General features: G+C 70.9%; 5 protein-coding genes. 4 read left to right on the top strand and 1 reads right to left on the bottom strand.

The annotated features are described in order from the left end of the window. Both L1885_RS22775 and L1885_RS22770 read left to right on the top strand, forming a co-directional pair. Nucleotides 1-936: RNA polymerase sigma factor SigF (locus tag L1885_RS22775; protein ID WP_235799040.1), on the top strand; the 936-nt coding region annotated here is incomplete at its 5' end. 232 nt (nt 937-1,168) lie between these two features. Continuing rightward, entirely contained in the window at nt 1,169-2,059 is an 891-nt protein-coding gene (locus tag L1885_RS22770; protein ID WP_235799039.1) for an RNA polymerase sigma factor SigF, read from the top strand. Nucleotides 2,060-2,497: 438 nt separating this feature from the next. Here L1885_RS22770 and L1885_RS22765 read toward each other — a convergent pair whose 3' ends face one another. Further along, nucleotides 2,498-2,719, bottom strand: coding sequence for a hypothetical protein (locus tag L1885_RS22765; protein ID WP_235799038.1), 222 nt, complete (start codon nt 2,717-2,719; stop codon nt 2,498-2,500). Between the two features lie 381 nt (nt 2,720-3,100). Here L1885_RS22765 and L1885_RS22760 point away from each other — a divergent pair, with 381 nt between their 5' ends. Both L1885_RS22760 and L1885_RS22755 read left to right on the top strand, forming a co-directional pair. Continuing rightward, entirely contained in the window at nt 3,101-3,661 is a 561-nt protein-coding gene (locus tag L1885_RS22760) for a MarR family winged helix-turn-helix transcriptional regulator (RefSeq protein WP_235799037.1), read from the top strand. 105 nt (nt 3,662-3,766) lie between these two features. Next, the coding region (locus tag L1885_RS22755; protein WP_505016786.1) for an MDR family MFS transporter at nt 3,767-5,428 on the top strand (1,662 nt) is incomplete at its 3' end.

The following is a 5,428-nucleotide window of genomic DNA, read 5'->3' as shown; positions in this document are numbered from 1 at the left end:
CCGGCCGGGACGCCCGGCGGCGGGGACGCCGGGACCCCGTCCCCGGGCCCGGACCCGTCCGGCGGTCCCTCGGGACCGGAAGCGCAGCGGCCGGCCGGGCGGGGGCCCGCGTCACCCGCGACCTCGCCGTTCGCCAAGCAGGCGGGGCCCGCGCGGCCGACCGAGAACCAGAGCCGCGCCGCCGACACCCGGGCCCTCACGCAGGTCCTGTTCGGCGAGCTCAAGACCCTGGAGCCCGGCACCGAGGCCCACCGGCGGGTGCGCTCCGCGCTCATCGAGGCCAACCTCCCGCTCGTGCGCTACGCGGCCGCCCGCTTCCGCAGTCGCAACGAACCCATGGAGGACGTCGTCCAGGTCGGCACGATCGGCCTGATCAACGCCATCGACCGGTTCGACCCCGACCGGGGCGTGCAGTTCCCGACGTTCGCCATGCCGACCGTCGTCGGCGAGATCAAGCGCTACTTCCGCGACAACGTGCGCACCGTCCACGTGCCCCGCCGCCTGCACGAGCTGTGGGTCCAGGTCACGGGCGCCACCGAGGACCTGACGACCGCCCACGGCCGCTCGCCGACGACGGCCGAGATCGCCGAGCGGCTGAAGATCTCCGAAGAGGAGGTCCTCGCCTGCATCGAGGCGGGCCGCTCGTACCACGCCACCTCGCTGGAGGCGGCGCAGGAGGGCGACGGGCTGCCGGGCCTGCTCGACCGGCTCGGCTACGAGGACCCGGCGCTGGCCGGCGTCGAACACCGCGACCTCGTGCGGCACCTCCTCGTACAGCTGCCCGAGCGGGAGCAGCGCATCCTGATGCTGCGCTACTACAGCAATCTGACGCAGTCGCAGATCAGCCAGGAGCTGGGAGTCTCGCAGATGCATGTGTCAAGACTTCTTGCCCGAAGCTTTGCTCGCCTCCGATCCGCAAATCGGATCGAGGCCTAACCCTCACGGGTACATCCTGATTTTCCGTCATCTTCCGTCCCTGAGGCTTCAGATGGGGCTTGTGCGGCGTTGACGCCGTCGCTGCATGTCGACATGTCACTACAGCGCGTTGCCGACATGTGACATTCTGCGGGTACCGCGTTTGGTTCAGCCCCACCGCCGGTATTCAGGTGGAGGCTGCGTTCATCCAACGAACGCCCAGCGCGACCGTCCGCGACCTCAAGGGGGTGGCATGTCCGCAGAACAGGGCAGCCCTAAGGTGCTCACGCTCACCAAGAGCGCTCCCGCGCCCGACGCTCTCGACACCGTGGCGACCCAGCCGCCGGTGCCGTCCCAGCCGGAAGCCATCGATACCCGCACGCTGTCCAGGTCCCTGTTCCTGCGGCTCGCCGCGCTGGACGCCCAGGGTCCGGAAAGTGCGGAAAGCCCGGAGCGCACCTATGTGCGCGACACTCTGATCGAGCTGAACCTCCCGCTCGTGCGGTACGCGGCGGCGCGTTTCCGCAGCAGGAACGAGCCGATGGAGGACATCGTCCAGGTCGGCACGATCGGTCTGATCAAGGCCATCGACCGTTTCGACTGCGAACGCGGGGTGGAGTTCCCGACGTTCGCCATGCCGACGGTCGTGGGCGAGATCAAGCGCTTCTTCCGCGACACGTCGTGGTCGGTGCGGGTGCCGCGCCGCCTCCAGGAGCTGCGCCTCGCGCTGACGAAGGCCAGCGACGAACTGGCGCAGAAGCTCGACCGCTCCCCGACCGTGACCGAACTGGCCGCCGTTCTCGGCGTGTCCGAGGAGGACGTGGTCGACGGGCTCGCCGTCGGCAACGCGTACACGGCGTCCTCGCTGGACTCGCCCTCGCCCGAGGACGACGGCGGCGAGGGCTCGCTCGCGGACCGGCTCGGCTACGAGGACCTCGCGCTGGAGGGCGTGGAGTACCGGGAGTCGCTCAAGCCGCTGCTGGCGAAGCTGCCCCCGCGGGAGCGGCAGATCATCATGCTGCGCTTCTTCGCGAACATGACGCAGTCCCAGATCGGCGAGGAGGTCGGCATCTCCCAGATGCACGTCTCGCGCCTGCTCACGCGCACGCTGGCGCAGCTGCGCGAGGGACTCATCTCGGACTGAGGCTCCGGCCGGGACACCCGGCCCGGCCGGAAGGACGCGTCATCGGGCACCGGCGAACGTGGGCGCCGGTGGACCGGACGACGGCGTCCATGCCGCTGCGTCTTCCGTCGCCGGTCGCCGGCCACGGCCGCCTCGCGGTGCGCCGGCGCCTGCTCGCGCGCCGGTCCGCGCCCGGGGGCGGTGCTTGCCGCGCGCCGGTCCGCGCCCGCGGGTCGGCCCGTTCCGGGCGTCGCTCCGCGCCCGTGTCCCGGGGCGTCGCCGGGTGTCCATGACCCAGCGCGCACCTCAGCCCATCCGGGTGCTCGCACACGTGCGCCCACGCGCGCGCGTATCCGTAGGTACGCCGTCCGCACGTACGCCGTCCGCACGCCCCGGCACCGTCCACCGGGGCGCGCCCGCGAACGCGCGAGGATCCTTCCGGCTCTCCGTGGCCGGACGTCAGCCGAGGGCCAGCCAGGCCACCACGGCGAGGACGACGACGACCAGGACGACTCCGACGATGACGCCGACCTTCGGCCCACCGCCCTGACGCGCCGCCGCCGGCTGGCGCTGCGGCTCGCCGTCGTCGACGAACGCGCGGAACATCTGAGTGCTGCCCGCGGGGTCGGCGTTGCCGGGTGCGCCCTGGGGGCCCTGCGGGGCATGAGGGTTGTGTGCCATGAGGCGAGACCCTAGCGAACGCGGGGGTGGCGCCCAACCCCGGGCCCGAAAAGGGTTGTCGGGCGTTCGGCGGCCGACCTGTGGCCGCGACGTGGCCGATCCGTGTCCTGCGCCACGTCACGGCATGCTTCGGCGCCGGCCGGGCACACAGAGGGACCAACGGCACGCACCGTTCCCGATGTTGCGACCGCACACAGTTCTGACACATCCAGCACACAGCTTTCGTATGCGTGAGCACAGTGTCGAACACATGCGCAAGCCAGTTGATCATTCCGATGGCAACATTTTGTTTTTCCATGATGTATGCCGTAGCTTTTAATTTGCCTGCGGCAACCAACCGATTTATGGTTGCCCGAAGCAACGAATAGTCGGGAGGGGCTCATGGCCACGGAGAGCCGGTACGTGGAGGTGGCTCGGCACATCACGGCTCTGGGCGCGGTCAAACGGGCGCTGACCCGTGCGCTGCCCACCGAGTGCCCGGGCGGCCCCGCCGCCGTGCTGTCGCTGCTCAGCGCGCACGGCGAGATGCGCATGAGCCGGCTCTCCGAGCTGCTGGCCGTCGACGTGTCCGTGACGAGCAGACACGTCGCCCACGCCGCCCAGCGCGGCTGGCTCGAACGCCTGCCGGACCCGGCGGACGGCCGCTCCCGGCTGCTGAGACTCACGCCCGCGGGCGAGGAGATGATCGCGGTCCTCGGCGAGCGGGCCGTCGCGATGATCGCCAGGACCCTGGCGGACTGGACGGACGACGAGCTCAACGCCCTCACGGAGATGCTCGACCGGCTGCGCACCGACTTCGGCGACTGCCGGGTCGCGCACGGCGACCACTCCCTCGTCCCGCCCCGCCGCGACGCCGCGGCCGGCCGGAACGCCCCCGCGGACGGCCCACCCGGCACGGCAGTCGGCCGCCTGTCCCCCACGCCCGCACCCTCACACCCGTAGAACTAAGGAACAGACCTGATGGCTACATCCACACCCGTCGGTGTGCGGGGCGGCCACGCCAAGCACGGCGGTGAGCCGGCCCCGTCCCCCACCGGCGGTGCGCCGATGTCGCACCGCGAGATCATGCAGGCCCTGTCGGGGCTGCTGCTCGGACTGTTCGTCGCGATCCTCTCCTCGACGGTCGTCACGAACGCCCTCCCGCACATCATTTCCGACCTGGGCGGCGGGCAGAGCTCGTACACCTGGGTCGTGACCGCCTCCCTGCTGGCGATGACGGCGACCACCCCGCTGTGGGGCAAGCTCGCCGACCTGTTCAGCAAGAAGCTGCTGGTCCAGATAGCCCTGAGCATCTACGTGCTCGGCTCGATCGTGGCCGGGCTCTCGGTCAACTCCGAGATGCTGATCACCGTCCGCGTCTTCCAGGGCATCGGCGTCGGCGGCCTCTCCGCCCTGGCGCAGATCATCCTGGCCGCGATGATCTCCCCGCGCGAGCGGGGCCGGTACAGCGGCTACCTCGGCGCGGTCTTCGCCGTCGCGACCGTCGGCGGTCCGCTGCTCGGCGGCGTCATCACCGACACGTCCTGGCTGGGCTGGCGCTGGTGCTTCTACGTCGGCGTGCCGTTCGCGGTCATCGCCCTGATCGTCCTGCAGAAGACCCTGCACCTGCCGGTGGTCAAGCGGAAGGTCAAGGTCGACTGGCTCGGCGCGTTCTTCATCAGCGCCGCCGCTTCGCTGCTCCTGATCTGGGTGACCTTCGCCGGCAACAAGTACCCGTGGCTGTCGTGGCAGACCTACGCGATGGTCGGCGGCGCGGTCGTGCTCGGCCTGATCTTCCTGCTGGTGGAGTCGAAGGCCAGCGAGCCGATCATCCCGCTGCGGCTGTTCCGCAACCGGACGATCACCCTGGCGTCCGCTGCGTCCCTGTTCGTCGGCGTGTCGATGTTCACCGGCACGGTCTTCTTCAGCCAGTACTTCCAGCTGGCGCGCGGCAAGAGCCCCACGATGTCCGGCGTGCTGACCATCCCGATGATCGGCGGCCTGTTCGTGGCCTCCACCGTCGCCGGGCAGGTCATCACCCGCACCGGACGCTGGAAGGCATGGCTCGTCACCGGCGGCTTCCTGCTGACCGGCGGCCTGGGCCTGCTCGGTACGATCCGGTACGACACCACGTACTGGGTGATGGCGCTGTACATGGCCGCCATGGGCCTCGGCATCGGCATGATGATGCAGAACCTGGTCCTGTGCACGCAGAACCAGGTGCAGGCCAAGGACCTCGGCTCGGCCAGCTCCACCGTCACCTTCTTCCGCTCCCTGGGCGGTGCGATCGGTGTCGCGGCGCTCGGCTCGATCCTGAGCAACAAGGTCGGGGACTACGTCAAGGACGGGCTCACCGCCCTCGGCCCGCAGGGCCGGGCGCTGGCCGCCAAGGCCGGCGGGAGCGACGGGGCCATCCCCGACCTGGGCTCGCTGCCCGCGCCGCTGCGGCACGTCATGGAGGTCGCGTACGGGCACGGCGTCGCCGACGTCTTCCTGTACGCGGCGCCCTGCGCGTTCGTCGCGTTCGTTGTCACCTGGTTCATCAAGGAGGTCCCGTTGAGGACACGAGCTGTCGGCGACCCGTCGCAGAACCCCCAGGAGCCGGCCGCGGCCGCCGCCGGTGGAGCCGCGCGGGGACCGGCCGCCGCCCAGGCGTCCGCCGTCCCGGCGACCCCCGGCCCGGACTTCGGCGCCTCGCCTTCCGGCCCCGAGCCCGCCGGTGCGCCGTCG

Source organism: Streptomyces fuscigenes (assembly GCF_021556455.1).
GTDB lineage: Bacteria > Actinomycetota > Actinomycetes > Streptomycetales > Streptomycetaceae > Streptomyces > Streptomyces fuscigenes.
Note: the sequence above shows the minus strand (reverse complement) of the source record. Positions and strands in the feature narration are given on the sequence as shown.